Genomic DNA, 15,273 nt, shown 5'->3' on the forward strand with positions numbered 1-15,273 from the left:
GCTATTATCGCTGGACTGCGGTACTGCAGCCCTGATCGCACAATACTGGAGAATACCATGTCACGTCTCGTCCGTAGCCTCTGTTTTTGCGCAGCCATTGCTGTCGCGCCCACCGCGCTGGCGCAGCCAGTGAGTTCCGAAACCGGCTGGCTGGAACTGGTCAAGGGCCACCTGGACGAGAATAGCGGCACCGGGGTGCGGGAGGTGGAGCCCGGTGAGGTTGAGGGCGAGCGCAAGATCACCCTGGCCATACCGAAGGAGAGGCTCCCGGTGTCCGCCAATGAGCTGGAGGAAGTGCGTGTCATTGGCCGCCGCCCTGAGCCGCTGGACCTCATGCCGGACTTTCGCTACGAGTGGGTGGCCGATTACGATAACGACTACTACGGCCTGATTATCCACCTGCGCGATGACGGCAGCCTGCCACTGCGCCTGTACATGGAGTCGGACACCGGCTTTATCCGCTAGCAGGCGTGCCCATGCCCGAATCACTTGCCCACCGCAGGGAACTGCGCTTCTGGGGTTGGGGCTACGCGGATGAGGAGCTGGCTCCGGCCGAGGAGGAGCGGCTGGCGGAGCTGGTGGCCCTGACTACCGGCGGTGCCGCTGCGGTGACGGCCCCGCGGCTGGAAGAATTTTCCCTGCCGGCTCCCCGCGGCCGGCCGCCCGCTGCGCTGGCATCAATCTGCTCCGCAACACCGTATGATCGTCTGACCCACGCCTGTGGCAAGTCTTTTGCCGACGGGGTCCGGATGTTGCAGCGCGCCGTGCCGCGGCCGCCGGACTGGGTCGCCTTTCCCCGGGACGAGGCGCAGCTCGAGGGCCTGCTGGCCTGGGCCGACAGCGCCTCCGCCGCGGTAATTCCCTTCGGTGGCGGCACCAGCGTCTGCGGCGGCGTCGAAACCGCGGTGGAGGGCGATTATGCGCTGGTGCTCTCCATCGACCTGCAGTACCTGAACCGGGTGCTGGAAATAGACCGCAGCAGCCGTGCCGCGCTGATCGAGGGGGGTGCCCTGGGCCCGGAGCTGGAGGCGGCCCTGAAGCCGCACGACCTGACCTTGCGCCATTTTCCCCAGAGCTTCCAGTTTTCCACCCTCGGGGGCTGGATCGCCACCCGTGCCGGCGGCCACTACGCCACCCAGTACACTCATATCGACGACTTTGTCGAGAGCATCCGCATGCTTACCCCTGGCGGCCTGCTGGAAACCCGTCGACTGCCCGGCTCCGGCGCCGGCCCCGCGCCGGACCGGATGCTGCTGGGCTCGGAGGGCACCCTGGGCCTGATTACCCGGGCCTGGATGCGGGTCCAGGATCGGCCGTGCTTTCGCGCCTCCGCCAGCATCCGCTTTGCCGGCATGGCCGGTGCCTGTGCCGCGGTGCGGGCCATCAGCCAGGCGGCACTATTCCCCAGCAACTGTCGCCTGCTGGACCCGGTGGAGGCGCTGGTCAACGGCGTTGGCGACGGCACGAATGCGGTACTGGTACTGGCCTTTGAGTCTGCGGACCACCCGCTGGATGCCTGGCTGGCGCGGGCCCTGGAACTGGTGGCCGATCACGGCGGCGAGTGGGACCGGGAGGCGGCACAGCGCTCCCTGCGCAGCGCCGGCGCGGAGGAGGGCGAGCACCGCCAGGGTGAGGCCGGCGCCTGGCGCAACCAGTTCCTGCGCGCGCCCTATTATCGGAATTACCTGACCCCGCGCGGGGTAATCGCGGATACCTTCGAGACCGCGATCACCTGGGATCGGTTCGAGGCCCTGTACGCCGGGGTACAGGAAGCCGTCGGCCGCGCGATCCGGGAAGCAACCGGCGGCGAAGGCATGCTCAGCTGTCGCTTCACCCATGTCTATCCGGACGGGCCGGCACCCTACTTCACCTTCTACGCCCGCGGCACCGGCAGCGGCGACATGGCCGCCATGCTGAGCCGCTGGCGCCAGATCAAGCTGGCCGCGAACGAGGCTGTCACCGCCCTCGGCGGCACCGTGACCCACCACCACGCGGTAGGCCGCGACCATCGCCCGCGGGGCTATGACCGCCAGGCGCCGGCACTGTTCCGGGCCGCCTTTGCTGGCGCCCGGGCGGTGCTGGACCCCCGCGGCATGATGAACCCGGGCGTGCTGGTGGATACCCCGGCCCGGGGCGCCGTGGGCGGTGGCGTACTGGGCGGCTGACGGGATTTTTGCCCCGCAAGCCCTTGACTAACAAGGACTCGATACCTATAGTAGCGCCCCTCAACGCGCCTGTAGCTCAGCTGGATAGAGTACCTGGCTACGAACCAGGCGGTCGCACGTTCGAATCGTGCCAGGCGCGCCAAATACCTCAGTAAAATCAAACACTTATAAGCCCTCCTCAAAGCTCAATCCGAGAGATTTTCCCCATAGATGGGATCTTTCCCCATAGATTGAAGTTTTTAGCACCGCTCAGTTCCCAAAGAACCCCTTGGCAGGTGTAACCAAAGTACCCTTGCGCCGGTAGTGCTTGCGGGTGGTCTTGGCGTCAGAGTGAGCCAGGAGGTTCTGGGCATCGGTATCGGTGGCCAAGTCAGAGGCTACCTTGCCCCGGAGATCGTGTTCCGTGAACGACACTTCCAGGATGCTCTCGGCCAAGGCCTTCTTCATGGACCGTCCCCAGATGTTCTTGAAGCCAGGAGCCCTACGATTCTCCAGATCATAGTAGGAGCCACCTGTCCTGGTCATGAAGATCCAGCGGCTATTGAGTACTGGCCTGGCTCGACTCTTGTTCTTGGTTCGGTAGTAGGCATCCACAGTTTCAAGCGCCCGCTTGACCGAAGTAGGATCACCCTCGGCGTCGTAGAGCGGGAAGCGCAGCTGCTTGCCAGTCTTCAGGTTCACGGACACCAGTTCAGTCTCGGAGATGTGCTTCCGCTCCAGGGTCAGGAGATCCTGCTGGCGTAGGCCGGTGGCACCTTTCAGGGAGACATAGGCAACCAGGAAGGGATTGGCTACGCTGGCCCAGGCTGCCAGCTCCCAATCCTCAACGTAGCGCTCCCGAGCCTTCAGGCTGAACTTGGTCACCTTCTTGCCCAGCATGGGGTGCTCTTTGATAACACGTAGCGTCAAACATTTACTGTACGTGTCCAATCATGGCGTCGCCGCGAGATTTTATCTGGCATAGGTAATAGCCGTCATTTGACTTAGTAAGCCATAGTAGCCAACGCTTCACGGTTCATAATAGTCTCCATTACGTTATCGACTATTTTCATCGAATTGTCTGGCAAGTATCTTATCTATAGGTATCAAGTGATTTCTCCAGACTCTCTCGAAACTCCGGTGCTGCGACACTGATAAGGGCATGGGCCCTCGATGCAACTGGCTGCCCCGAGATATGGGCAACGCCGAACTCGGTCACTACATAGTCGATGTCATGTCTGGCCAGGGAGATAGGTTGATGGGTCGGTAATCGCGGCACGATTCGGGAAACAGCACCCTTTGCAGCGGTCGCAGGCAGGGCAATAATGCTCTTCCCATACGGCGCTGTGCGGGCGGCTCTTGCGAAATCAGGTGCCCCCCCGGAACTGCTGACTTGCCGATTTCCTACAAACTCCAGATTTGCCTGTCCAAAGAGATCGACTTCTATGGCGGAGTTGATGGCGACCAGAGAGCCCAGTTCCGCCAGGGTCGCCGGCGCGTGGGTATACTCGACACCGCATACCTTAAGCCTCAGGGTATCGCCCAGACGGTGGTAGAACGCCGCATCCCCAAGACTGGCACAAGTGTGGTGATCTTTATCCACCTTCAATGCTCCAGCCTCAAGCAAATTAAAATAGCCCGCCGTCAGTAACCCGGTATGAAAGCACAGGTCGCTTCGATCCGTGAGCTTCTCCAGTAGTTGCGCGGGTATTTTGCCAAGGCCCAGCTGCAGCGTGCTGCCGTCATCCACTAGTGTGGCAACGTTAGCGGAAATCTTCGCGGACACCGTATCTACGTCACCCGCATCGTAACTTACCAGAGGGGAATCGATTTCACAGGCATGGGTCAGGAGAGAACCATCAATAAAGGCCGAGCCATCAATATTTGGTACCTGTGGATTGATAACGCCAATAATAAGCCGACTGTTACGCAGCACTTGCGGCAGAAACTCCACTGAGGGTCCCAGGCAGTAACGCCCCTTCGCATCCGGTGGTGAGACCTGGACAATACACCAGTCAAATCTGCGCTGACTGAGAAACAGATCATAGCCATAGTAGCTACATGGGATCAGTCCGACTTTCTTATCCAGGGAGCCATAGCCTTTGCGAGGGAATATTGATATTTCAGTGATTTCGTTATGCGCTGCAGCCAGCGGCGTGTTGTTGATCCCGGGTACGAAAGAATGGACTATTTCAAGAGGGGGTAGTTGTGCTGAAAGCCGGTAGAGAGTCTCAACCACTGGCCTTGGCTCTGCCGACGAGCCGGCGATAAATATCGATTCGTTTGCAGTCAACTGCCCGAGAATCGCTTCAATGCTTTGTACTCTCATGCCCTTAGCCTGTTTACTGGGCTGCCAGTATAGCGGCCATTGCAGCTGCGTGAACAATATCCGAACTGCTGCAGCCTCGCGAGAGATCAAGCCATGGTTTATCCAGCCCCTGGAGGATGGGCCCAATAGCATGCGCGCCGCCCAGGCGTTGAGCGATTTTATAGGCAATGTTGCCCGAATTCAGGTCCGGAAAGATCAGCACGTTGGCGTGTCCCGCTACCTGTGAGCCACGGGCTTTGCTGCTGCCTATCTCTGGTAAAAGAGCCGCATCCAGCTGTAGCTCGCCGCAGATCTCCAGGTCAGGGGCCATAGATCTTGCAATATCGAGCGCCTGGCGCACTTTGTCCACACTGGAATGCTCAGCTGAACCATGTGTCGAGAATGATAATAAGGCGACCTTGGGCGTTGTCGCCGTTAATACTAAGTGCGTATGGGCGCTGTCCACCGCAATTTGAGCGAGTTGCGCTGCGTCAGGTTCCGGATTTACGGCGCAGTCGCCGAATGTCATCAACCGGTAGCTGTGGTCGATAATAAAGGCGCTGGACACGAGCTTTGAGGACGGTGACAGGCCAATACCCCGCAGGCATGCCCGAAGTACATCGGGCGTAGGTGTGATAGCGCCGGCCAATCCGCTTTCGACATAGCCGGTATGCACCAGTACGGCGCAGAGCAAAAGTGGGTCGCTCTGAAGGGTATGCCGTGCATGTTCAAACGTAATGCCCTTGCCTGCGCGCATCAGGGTATAAGCCTGGGTTGCCTCGTCGAAGAGAGTGTCTGCGTCTTCCCGGGCCCAGAATGCCTCACAGCCTTCCGGGGCGGATTCTCGATGCAGTACGATCGGTATACAAATGCCCTGTGCTACAAGAATCTCAATGGCTTGCTGTACGCGCGGGTCTGAAGCCTCAGGAAAAATAACCCGTTTGCAAATAGACTGGGCTCGTGTGAGAAGTTGCTCAAGTACTTCCGATGGCGAGCCTTTGCCGCTCATGATCAGCGCAGAAGCTCGTCCGGAACGTCCAGTTCCAGATGCAGCAGACCCAGCCCATGTACCTTGCCCTGGGCATCCGTGATCAATGTTTCGGTGCCGCCGCCACCGAGCGAGTCATCCAGAATGAAATTCAGGCTTTGCAAATTTGGCAATTCGTATCGTGTGACGTCGCCGAAGCAGATTTCCCTGAAGTAGTCTTTCACCACTGCCGCGGTCAACGTCTGCTCAAGGAGCGCGTAAAGCCCCGGTGATTTCGCCATTACCCCAATGTTACTGCCATCGCCCTTGTCGCCTGATCGCGCAACCGCGATCTCAGCCAGCTGTACTTTCGCCACGTTATATCTCCTTTACCGACACCTGCGTGTGGACCTTTGTCTTGTCGATGAGGGCGGGCCAATAGCCCACCACTTCGGTGGCTCGGGGGCGACCGCCGGCAAAACCCGTTACGCCCGGTGGGCCCGAGGTAATCAGTGGTGCCAGTTCGGTGCCCATTGTATTGAGGGCTCTGGGGTCATCGCTGCGGGCGCCGATTCTGAGCATGATCTCCGAGGGTTGATCGGGGGCGGGCACCAGGCCCTTATACAGCACGTTAGTACCAAACAGTTCCAGAAAGCGGTTCTGGGGAGGAATCTCAAAACCGTGCATGGCTGTGCGCTGCCAGACCATATCGGCCAATATATGCGCCTTCTCTTCTGCATCGGGACCTGCGATGCACAGAGTTCCCAGGATCTTGTAGCCGTTTGCGTAAGACATGGAGACTTTGTACGTATCGGTGGGGGCCTGGCCGGTGATGCCTGAGATTGCCACCCTGTTATCGCCGGCTTGCTGGATATTGATAGAGGTAAAGTCGGCGATGCAGTCTGGTCCGAGGTAGTTTTTGGGGTCGCCCAACTCATACAGAAGCTGAGAGGTAACTGATTCAACACAGACCAGGCCACCTGTGCCCTCGTGCTTGGTCACGACAAACGAGCCATCGCTGCTTGCCTCGATCACCGGATAGCCTATGCGCGCGAAATCAGTGACACGGCGCCAGTCTGAGAAGTTCCCTCCGGTGCACTGTGGTCCGCATTCCACAATGTGACCCATTATGGTTCCGGCGGCCAGTTTGTCGTAGTCTTCCATTGACCAACCGAACTCGTAGATGAGCGGAGCCAGAACCAGCGACGGGTCTGAGGCGCGGCCGGTAACAACGATGTCGGCGCCTCGTTCCAGCGCCTCAACAATCGGCCTGGCGCCTATATATACGTTGGCGCTGGTAACCCTGTCGCGCACATTGGACAGCGGCTCGCCCGTATCCATGTTGGAAAAAGCCTCGCCAGACTCTGCCAGTTCGTCAAGTTGCCCGAGGATATCATCACCCTCGACAATGGCGATTGTTATACCGGTGAGTCCTGCCTCGGCGATTATCTTCTCGATCGCTTCCAGGCAAGCGCGTGGGTTTACACCCCCAGCATTAGCGATAACCTTGATACCTTTTGACTTACAGGTGGGTAGAATTTTCCCCAACATACTGACAAAGTCTCGAGCGTAGCCCGCCTCGGGATCTTTCATCTTTTGTTTTTGCATGATGCTCATGGTGATTTCAGCGAGGTAGTCAAAGGTCAGGTAATCCACTGGCCCCTCTTCTACCAGCCGCAGGGGCCCCAGTAGGCTGTCACCCCAGAAACCCTGGGCATTGGCTACACGGATGATTTTTTCTTCGCGCATGATGTACTCCTGTAATGGGGCAGGGCGGCCCTCAGGTTTTTATCCAGTTGGGTGGACGTTTTTCCAGGAAAGCGCCAAGCCCTTCGCGGCCTTCCTCGGAATCACGCACGTCGGCGATGAGTTTTACCGTGGCGGATATCATGTCCTGTGAGAAGGGTTGAGACGAGACATCAAAAGCCAACTGCTTCGATCTACTTACAGCCCCCGGAGCGTTTTGCAATAACGTATCACTTAGCGTGTCTATCGCCGCATCGAGCTCACTCTCGGCCACAAGGTCACTTAAAAGCCCCAGATTAAGTGCCTGTTCGGCCCTGACCGGCAGGGCGCTCATAAACATTCTGCGCGCAGCTTTTTCGCCGACTGTAGAGACCACGTATGGACTAATCGTGGCGGCTACCATGCCGAGTTTCACCTCGCTGGTTGCAAACAAGGCGCTGGGTGATCCGACAGCGAAATCGCAGCAACAGGCCAGGCCTACGCCGCCACCCATCGCGGCGCCCTGGATACGGGCAATGGTGGGCTTGGGCAGAAAGTTCAGGGTATACATGAGCTTGGCCAGTTGACCGCCGTCATCGATATTCTCTTGGTAGCTGTTGCTACCCATCCTGCGCATATAGTCAATATCGCCACCTGCCGAGAAGCTCTTACCTTCACTTGCCAGTACGACCACGCGAATATCGGGGTCTTCCGCCGCCTTCGTCAGTGTGTGGATTAGACGCACGACCTGAAGATCATCAAAGGCGTTGTGGACCTCGGGACGATTCATGGTGATACGTAACACGCCTTGGCGGGGCGATGTCGTGAACAAAGGCTCTTTCATCTTTATCGCGTTCAATCGTAGATGTGGATACGTTCTGTCTTGACGCGCTACCTCGAGGACAGTTGCTGGCCCTGTCCACGCCAGCGCCATCCTGCGATTATATGGAAATAATAGTACGCATGCAACTAAATATGATGCATACTATAATCTGAGTCGCCTATAATGGCAGGCAATCTGAAACAGAAAAGCCAAATCAGGCAGTCCATTCTTTACCGATGACTCAAGTACGGGGATTTTCAGGACAGATATGGCGAGCACTCGATCCAAACTGCTCAACTGCGTGACACGACTGAGCATGCGTCTTTTACTACGGCGCGAAGTCAGCGTCCCCCAATTCAGGCAACTTATCGCCCGGCTCGATCGCCGCCGGGCAGGTCGTTTGGCTTACGGTGTTTCTGTGGAGGAGCAAGTCAGCCCAATTGCAGGGAGATGGATTCACAACCGCAATTGTTCGCCAGGTAAAGTGATTTTGTATTTGCATGGAGGTGCTTTTATAGTCCGCATGCCCGAGATGCACAGCGGCATGGTTTCCCGGTTATGCGCTCAAATCGGAGCATCGGCGTTCATGCCCTGGTACCGGTTGGCCCCCGAGCACCCGTTTCCTGCTGCTCCACAGGATGCACTGGCAGCCTATCGCTACTTGCTGAGAAACTATCGATCTGATGACATTCTGGTGATGGGCGACTCGGCTGGCGGCACCCTGACGCTCGCGTTGTTAAACCTGATCAAGGCGGAGGGTTTACCGAACCCGGCAGCGGCTGTCGCGTTATCACCGCCGGTGGACTTCGCCCAGGTCAGTGCAACCTGGTTAATGCACCGATGGACAGAACCGATGTATGCCTTGCAACCCGCTGTGGCACCTCAGAGACACTACCTCAACTTCGACCATTACACCGATCCTGTAGCGTCTCCCGTTTACGGCGATCTGTATGGCCTGCCGCCTGTTTTGTTGGTGGTGGGTGGCGTGGAGGCGCTCCGGGATGACGCCTTAGGCTATGCGAGAGTGGCAAGCGTAGCCAGTGCGCCAGTGACGCTGCATATCTGGCAAGGCATGCCGCACGTTCATATGCTGCACGACTTCCTACCAGAGGCCGCGTTAGCAGAGCAAGAGGTGGTTAAGTGGGTGCATCACGCCCTGAGGAATCCTGAGGAACCCTCTGATAAAGGCAGTTTGAAGGATGCAGTGATTCTGTTCAATCGACAACCAGTCATTGGTCGAGTAACGCGTTTCAGTAACAGTGACGCAACGTATATGGGGGGCGTGGCGTGAACGGTCGAATCCACGCAAGAGGGCGTCTTATGGGAAAAACTGCGCTGGTATCTGGTGCGGGCAGCGGTATCGGCTTCGCAATCGCCTCGCGATTCGTGGAGGAGGGGGCGTGTGTCGTTCTAACGGATATTGATGAAGAGGCTTTAGAAAAGCGCGCTCAGGAGATCACCCTCGGTGGAGGTCGTACCTGGAGCATGGGCCTCGATGTCAGCTCTGAACGCGCCTGGAGTAGAATCATCGAGCGACTCGATGAGGAAAGCTTATCCCTGGACATCATGGTGAATAACGCCGGTATCCCTGCGATGGGCACTATTGAAGAGACGGATCTGGCCAGCTGGCGTCGGGTGATGGCGATCAATTTGGACGGAACATTCCTCGGGTGCAAGTTTGCCATCAGCCACATGAAGCAGAGAGGCGGAGGTGTAATTGTCAACATTTCCTCCATCGGCGCCCTGCGCGCCAGCGTTGTCGGGCCCGCTTATGGCGCGTCGAAAGCAGGTGTATGGAATCTTACTCGCACAGTGGCTCTGCACTGTGCCCGATCAGGCTACAATATCCGCTGTAACTCGGTACATCCTGGTCTGACTCGAACCCCGATGATGAATGATATGCCAGAGGACATGATTGCGCGGATGGCGGCTACAGTACCTACCGGCAAAGTGGCCGAGCCAGAGGATATTGCATCTGCCGTTTTGTATCTCGCCAGTGATGAGGCACGGCAGGTGACCGGCTCAACCCTGGTAGTGGACGGAGGAATGCTGGCTTGATGCACTACTTTTTGCGATCGAGAAAAGCCTGCACGAGCCTTAGGTGCTCTGTCGATTGGGACAAAGGAGTATTGCTGAGGCGCTCAATTTGCCGTGCGGTTGCCCTGTCGACGTCCTGTATCGCATCTATGGCGACTTTACCAGCCCCGACAGCCTCTTGTGGCAATGCTGCCAATGCTTGCGCAAATTCCGTGACCTGCTGCTCGAAGTCCTCGTCCGGATAGACCTCATGCACCAAGCCGACTCTCAAGGCACGTTGAGCGTCAATAGTCTGGGCGGCCATAACCAGCCATTTGGCCTCAGCCGCGCCAACCAATCGAGTAAGACGGCTCATGCCTCCGCTGCCTGGCAGTGCCCCGATCCTGGTCTCAGGCAAGCCGAATCGTGCGCTGGCCGCCACCAGCCGAAAATCGCAGGATAGGGCCATTTCCAAAGCACCGCCCAGACAGGGGCCCTGCACCGCTGCCAGAATTGGTTTTTCAATCGCTTCCAGCTCATCAAATAAGCGATGGATGTCCCTGCGGTACCAGTTGCGAAAGTCAATGCCGCTGTCGGTGCTTGGCGCCAGTCCTTCGCTGATATCCATACCCGCAGAGTAATAGCTGCCTGTTCCCCGCAGCACCAAAACGCGTAAATCATGGTCTTCGCGAAACCTGTCGACCGCTTCTGCCAAATCCGCCAGCATGGCAGAGGTAATGGCGTTGTACTTTTCTGGGCGATTGAATGTAATACTCAAAACGTTCCCTTGCGTATCTTGCAGAAGCACAGGTTCAGTCACGTCTATATTTCTCCTTTCCTGTCTCCGAGTCAGCATAGCAACTTTGCCTGCCGTAGTCATTAGGGTATGCTTGATAAAAGAATGCATGATTATTAATTATATGAGTGGCAGCGTTGTGATGAAAGGATCGCGTAGGACGGTTCTTGGTCGCCTTGATCGTGAGATGACCAAAGCAAGGAATTATCAGCAGTGGAGCGAGCTGGCTAAAGAGCATGACGAACTCTCTGGCATGGTTAAGTGGAAAAATACAGACCGAACATCGTTGTACGATTACGCAGAAATCCGATTGCGTTTGCATCAGCTTCGAGATTATCACCGTCAGCGTGATTACCAGGCGCTTTTGTTCACGCTTAATCAAGGTGTTCATGGAAACATGGGTGGCATGGGTCGCCCAGCGTTGTACGCCCGCGCGCGGTATGGGACAAAGCGCTTGATTATGGAGTACATCGACGACATCGTTTATAGCCTCGACGCGCTAGCCACCGCCAGCCATGAGCAGCTTAATCCAACTGACAAGCTGGACTTTTTCAAACGAGCGAGACACTGTTTTGGTCGTTCAGCGCTGATGCTCAGTGGGGCGGGCACCCTCGGACTATTCCACATGGGGGTCATTAAGGCGCTAGTGGAACAGGATGTCTTGCCGCAAATTATTTCAGGCTCCAGTGCCGGAGCAATGATCGCTGCGGCAGTTGGCACACACACCAGTAGCGAGCTGAAAAAATTCTTCGATCCGAATAATATTGTAGTCGACGCAGCAGAAAAAAAACGCTTTCTGGACTGGATTCTGTTGGGGCGTGAGGGTCGGCTTGATATGGGCTATATAGAAGCGATGCATGCGCATTTTGTGCGCGATTTGACGTTCCAGGAAGCTTATGAATTGACTGGCCATGCAATCAACATTTCGGTATCGCCCGCGGGGGCGAATCAGACCTCAAGATTGCTGAATGCGATCACCTCCCCAAACGTCTATATTCGCTCCGCTGTTAAGGCCTCTTGTGCTGTACCCGGGGCCATGGAGCCTGTAATCCTTGAAGCGAAGTCTACACGGGGAGAGCGCGTCACATACCTGCCGAGCCGGCGTTGGGTAGACGGCTCTGTCAGCAGCGATCTTCCAGCCAAGCGTCTTGCTCGATTATATGGTGTAAATCACTTTATTGTTAGCCAGACCAACCCGCTTGTGTTGTGGGCCATGACCGATCCAAAGCTGGAGCAGGGCATTCAAGCCAAGGTGAAGCGGCTCCCTGTGCGCCTGATTAGGGAAATGATAGAGTTCAACTATGTCGCGACCAAACCTCTTTTGAGAGGCTCGTCGTCGTTGAGTATTGCTATGGGACAGCTACATTCCATGGTGACACAGACCTACACGGGCGATATCAACATACTGCCGAGATACCGCCTGTTTGATCCACGGAAATTGGCCAAGCGCTGGTCACAGAAGGAAATGCACTTTCTGCTAAGAGAGGGGGAGAAGGCGACCTGGCCCAAGATCGAAATGATTCGAAACTGTATGAAGATAGGCCGAAAATTGGATTCTATTCTTGGGGATAAAGGTAAGAATTAACCGGCTTAATGGGTATTGGGTCGAAATTTCTGACCGCAGTCAATCTTCGCGATCTGAGGATTCACCAGTCATAATATTTTCAAGCAGGCGATCCTTCAGTCTGTCGGGTAACAGTCGGCTTGAGAAGTTAATTAGCGTGGGTTGTGCTCCTACCATATAACGTGCATTGGGCTGTTTGTCCTGGAGCGCCTTGAACACGGTGGTGGCGACCTCGTCGGGCTCCACTCCAGTGCGATAGCCGTAGGCCATGCGCGCCCTGTGAGCACGGTAATGTTTCAGAGTTTGTTTATTAAGCCGCTGCGGGTTGCCAACAATGATAGCGTCCAAAGCCTCCAGGTGTTTTAGGGTCATGTTGCTTTTGATCGCGCCGGGTTTGATCAAGCTGACGGGAACTTGGTATCCGGCCAGTTCTCGCCGAAAGGTATCAGCGAGCGCCTCAAGAGCAAACTTTGAAGCGCTATAGGCACCCAAGGCGGGCAAAGCCATATCGCCGCCAGATGAGCCAATAAAAATAAGTCGCCCCTTGCAATTTTTTAGCAGCGGTAACGAGAGGCGAGCCGCATGGAATGTGCCGGCGACGTTTACCTGCATAATGCGCTCGAAATCAGCCTGTTGCATATGCTCAAGCAAGGCAGATTGAGTTATGGCGGCGCAATTAATACTGGCTGCCAATGTCTCGACACCTTTCTCCTTCAGGTCCTGAAATGCCTGTGTAATGCTTCGGGTTCGGCTCAGGTCCAGAACGACCGCGGTATGGCAAAGGCTCTGGTCAAGCAGGTATTTCTGCTGCTTTCTGGTGCGACAAGTCCCAATCACGTGATAGCCGCTAGCCATTAGCCGCGTGGCCAACGCGCCACCTACGCCCCCAGTTGACCCTATTAGCAATACTCTTTTTGGTATCATGTTACTGGACAAAATAAGTATGCTGGTACATAGTGCGCATAATACTCAAAATGCGCCCCCCGTTCCACTTATTATTCACGGGGATGAGTGAATGTTCCGCGCATGAGGAAATGCGATGAAGCAGTTGGCAGGGCTGGACGCAGGTTTTGTTCATATGGAAGGGCCACGCACTCCCTTCCAGGTGGGTACGTTGTTGTTCTACGATGTGTCTACGACAAAAAATAATTTAGTCCGCTTTAAGGACATTTTGACCACATTCGAAGCCCGAGTGGGCACGCAAAGCATCCTGCGTAAGAAGCTGCAACGTGTGCCCTTCAATCTGGATCACCCGTATTGGGTAGATGATCTGGATTTCGACATAGAGTACCACGTACGTCATGTAGCACTGCCAAAACCAGGTGACTGGCGCCAGTTATGTATTCTGGTGGCGCGCATGCACGCCCGCCCGCTGGATATGAGCAGGCCATTGTGGGAAGTCTATGTGATAGAAGGCCTGGACAATATAGCAGAGCTGCCGAAGGGCGGATTCGCTCTTTATGTAAAGCTACATCATGCCTCGATAGACGGTGTGGCCGGTGATGAATTAGTGGGCGCCATACATGACCTTGAGCCACAGCCAGCACAGAAAAAAGCAAAAGACTCAATGAAAGTGGGGCTCTCTAAAGGCCCGGGTGACATTGAAATGTTGACACGGGCCTACTTCAATCTACTGCGTCAGCCAAAACGGTTCTTCGATTTGGCCGGTAGTGCGGCGCCCGCCTGGCGACGCTTGAGAAAAGGACGTGAAGAAAAGCGATTTACCGCGCTGGGACCATCTCAGAACACGCGGTTTAATACCAGGGTATCCGGCCACCTGGTCATGGACGCAGCAATCTTTGCGCTAGATGACCTGAAGCTAGTAAAGAATGCGCTCGATGGTGTGACCATCAACGATGTGATGCTGGCGATTGTATCCGGAGCGATGCATCGGTATCTGGTGAGTCATGGCGAGGCCCCTGAAAACGATCTTTCTGCAGGTATGCCCATTAACATTCGAGCGATGCTTGATAAGCCCGACTACTCGGATACGAGTAATCTGGTCACTGTGGCTAAAGTTAATCTTCACAATCTTATCGAAGACCCCTTGGAGAAGTTGCATGCTATACATCGCAGCGCGACAGAGTCAAAGGCCTATCAGGATGCGCTGGGAGTAGAGGTCATGCTGGAAGTCAGTAAGGCCATGCCCGCGCTATTGACCTCACTCGCGTCGAGAGCGATACCTTCGCTGATGACGAGTATAAATCCACTGGTTAATACAGTAGTTACTAACGTGCCCGGATCCCCTGTACCTCTTTATATGAGCGGTGCCAGGCTCGCAGGTATGTGTAATATGGGTATTGTACTGGACGGCCTCGGCATCTTTCACGCAGTGAGTAGTTACTGTGGTACCGCTACTGTTTCATTTCAGGCGTGTAGAGTAGCCATGCCCGACCCTGAGAACTATCGTATCTGTCTTCAGGAATCCTTCGAATCGATGCATAGCGCTGTGCAATTGGCTTCTGGAGCGTCGTCACGGAAAAAGCGCAGGGCAAGCCCAAAATCCAAATCAAAGAAAAAATAACTGGAGGATATCAATGTGCTCGAATTGATAGCGCCGAAGTGCTCCCGAGGGGATTTGTACGTTAACCTGGCAAAAAAGTATCTGCAGCAGCATCAATGGGGTCGCGCACGAGAAGCTGTACAGCGCGGTATCGACAAAGGCAACCTGTTGTCTGAGGCGGAAGCGCAAAAGCTCCTGAATACTATACCTTCGAGAATCGAATCATGAATTGGGATCATTTCCGGTAAATTGGGGCTTCCCAATGGCAAAGCCTAACGCCGGTTAGCCCGAATAATTCATGAGAAGGGGTGGAAAAACGGCGGAAACTCCTTAAAAATCAGTGTGCGACCATTGATTCAAAGAGACTTCCGCCGTGACAGAATGCTACCAGACTTCCATCGAATTTCCATCCGTTAAACGCCGAAAA

The 15,273-nt window shown here is 55.8% G+C and carries 14 protein-coding genes and 1 tRNA gene; 7 read left to right on the top strand and 8 right to left on the bottom strand.

Going from position 1 to position 15,273, the window contains the following annotated elements; translation table 11 throughout:
• Positions 1-57: 57 nt before the first annotated feature.
• The 3 genes from RLO07_RS18130 to RLO07_RS18140 all read left to right on the top strand — a co-directional run bounded on the left by RLO07_RS18130 (position 58) and on the right by RLO07_RS18140 (position 2,307).
• The gene (locus tag RLO07_RS18130) at positions 58-465 is read left to right on the top strand and encodes a hypothetical protein (RefSeq protein ID WP_462293555.1); all 408 of its coding nucleotides are present in this window, start codon (positions 58-60) and stop codon (positions 463-465) included.
• Positions 466-476: 11 nt separating this feature from the next.
• Positions 477-2,165 carry an FAD-binding oxidoreductase gene (locus tag RLO07_RS18135; RefSeq protein ID WP_462293556.1) on the top strand — a complete coding sequence of 563 codons (1,689 nt, stop codon included), beginning with the start codon at positions 477-479 and terminating at the stop codon, positions 2,163-2,165.
• Positions 2,166-2,230: 65 nt separating this feature from the next.
• Positions 2,231-2,307 (top strand) — tRNA-Arg (locus tag RLO07_RS18140).
• A gap of 107 nt (positions 2,308-2,414) precedes the next feature.
• Here the strand turns inward: RLO07_RS18140 and RLO07_RS18145 are convergent.
• The 6 genes from RLO07_RS18145 to RLO07_RS18170 form a co-directional block, all read right to left on the bottom strand.
• On the bottom strand, positions 2,415-3,044 hold the full coding sequence (locus RLO07_RS18145) for a tyrosine-type recombinase/integrase (RefSeq protein WP_462293557.1): 630 nt from the start codon (positions 3,042-3,044) through the stop codon (positions 2,415-2,417).
• A 193-nt stretch (positions 3,045-3,237) separates the two neighbouring features.
• Positions 3,238-4,473: an acetyl-CoA hydrolase/transferase family protein gene (locus tag RLO07_RS18150; RefSeq protein ID WP_462293558.1), complete on the bottom strand. Its 1,236-nt coding sequence runs from the start codon at positions 4,471-4,473 to the stop codon at positions 3,238-3,240.
• A gap of 13 nt (positions 4,474-4,486) precedes the next feature.
• A complete protein-coding gene (locus RLO07_RS18155; protein ID WP_462293559.1) occupies positions 4,487-5,461 on the bottom strand; it encodes a phosphate acyltransferase in 975 nt (324 codons plus the stop codon).
• A 2-nt stretch (positions 5,462-5,463) separates the two neighbouring features.
• Positions 5,464-5,796, bottom strand: coding sequence for an AtuA-related protein (locus RLO07_RS18160; RefSeq protein WP_462293560.1), 333 nt, complete (start codon positions 5,794-5,796; stop codon positions 5,464-5,466).
• Position 5,797: 1 nt separating this feature from the next.
• Positions 5,798-7,168 (bottom strand): acyclic terpene utilization AtuA family protein, encoded by a 1,371-nt coding sequence (locus RLO07_RS18165; RefSeq protein ID WP_462293561.1) that lies wholly within the window; start codon positions 7,166-7,168, stop codon positions 5,798-5,800.
• Between the two features lie 31 nt (positions 7,169-7,199).
• Positions 7,200-7,988 (bottom strand): enoyl-CoA hydratase-related protein, encoded by a 789-nt coding sequence (locus RLO07_RS18170; protein ID WP_462293562.1) that lies wholly within the window; start codon positions 7,986-7,988, stop codon positions 7,200-7,202.
• A gap of 247 nt (positions 7,989-8,235) precedes the next feature.
• On the opposite strand from RLO07_RS18170, the gene RLO07_RS18175 reads away from it, so the two are divergent.
• Positions 8,236-9,258 (top strand): alpha/beta hydrolase, encoded by a 1,023-nt coding sequence (locus RLO07_RS18175; protein WP_462293563.1) that lies wholly within the window; start codon positions 8,236-8,238, stop codon positions 9,256-9,258.
• Positions 9,259-9,287: 29 nt separating this feature from the next.
• Positions 9,288-10,025, top strand: a complete 738-nt coding sequence (locus RLO07_RS18180) for an SDR family NAD(P)-dependent oxidoreductase (protein WP_462293564.1) — start codon at positions 9,288-9,290, stop codon at positions 10,023-10,025.
• A 4-nt stretch (positions 10,026-10,029) separates the two neighbouring features.
• Here RLO07_RS18180 and RLO07_RS18185 read toward each other — a convergent pair whose 3' ends face one another.
• The gene (locus tag RLO07_RS18185) at positions 10,030-10,803 is read right to left on the bottom strand and encodes an enoyl-CoA hydratase/isomerase family protein (protein WP_462293565.1); all 774 of its coding nucleotides are present in this window, start codon (positions 10,801-10,803) and stop codon (positions 10,030-10,032) included.
• Between the two features lie 85 nt (positions 10,804-10,888).
• Between RLO07_RS18185 and RLO07_RS18190 the strand changes: the two genes are divergently transcribed.
• Positions 10,889-12,364 carry a DUF3336 domain-containing protein gene (locus tag RLO07_RS18190; RefSeq protein WP_462293566.1) on the top strand — a complete coding sequence of 492 codons (1,476 nt, stop codon included), beginning with the start codon at positions 10,889-10,891 and terminating at the stop codon, positions 12,362-12,364.
• 39 nt (positions 12,365-12,403) lie between these two features.
• Here the strand turns inward: RLO07_RS18190 and RLO07_RS18195 are convergent, their stop codons facing one another.
• Positions 12,404-13,267 carry an SDR family NAD(P)-dependent oxidoreductase gene (locus tag RLO07_RS18195; protein ID WP_462293568.1) on the bottom strand — a complete coding sequence of 288 codons (864 nt, stop codon included), beginning with the start codon at positions 13,265-13,267 and terminating at the stop codon, positions 12,404-12,406.
• Positions 13,268-13,382: 115 nt separating this feature from the next.
• Here RLO07_RS18195 and RLO07_RS18200 point away from each other — a divergent pair, with 115 nt between their 5' ends.
• A complete protein-coding gene (locus tag RLO07_RS18200; RefSeq protein WP_462293567.1) occupies positions 13,383-14,867 on the top strand; it encodes a WS/DGAT/MGAT family O-acyltransferase in 1,485 nt (494 codons plus the stop codon).
• Positions 14,868-15,273: the final 406 nt, after the last annotated feature.

This window comes from Haliea sp. (assembly GCF_040221975.1).
GTDB lineage: Bacteria > Pseudomonadota > Gammaproteobacteria > Pseudomonadales > Halieaceae > Haliea.